We start from the raw sequence: 334 nt of genomic DNA, 5'->3' as shown, positions 1-334 counted from the left end.
CTACCGTATACTAATTAAAATAGTAAAAAACTCACAATTGTTAATAAAACAATTGCGAGTTTTTTAACTATCATTTAACCGAAGCAATTGATTTGCGAACAGAAAGCTCTTTTTTTACACTGACAGTTTCTTTCTTTCGTTGTGGACTGATAATCCAATACAATCCACCAACAAAAAGGGTGCCTCCGACCATATTACCTAAGGTGACTGGAATAAGATTATTAAAATACCCTGCTAGCGTAATTGTGTCTGGACTTGGATGAATGAGTGCTAAGCCTAAGATTGCCATGTTTGCAATACTATGTTCATAGCCTGAAACAATAAAGGTAAGTAG

1 protein-coding gene is annotated in these 334 nt (G+C 34.7%); it reads right to left on the bottom strand.

Annotated elements, in window-relative coordinates; genetic code table 11:
• Nucleotides 1–70 precede the first annotated feature (70 nt).
• On the bottom strand, nucleotides 71–334 hold a 264-nt coding region (locus tag AOA61_RS21220), incomplete at its 5' end, for a formate/nitrite transporter family protein (protein WP_178075204.1).

Source organism: Pseudomonas sp. 2995-1, assembly GCF_002742505.1.
Lineage (GTDB): Bacteria > Pseudomonadota > Gammaproteobacteria > Pseudomonadales > Pseudomonadaceae > Aquipseudomonas > Aquipseudomonas sivasensis.
Note: the sequence above shows the minus strand (reverse complement) of the source record. Positions and strands in the feature narration are given on the sequence as shown.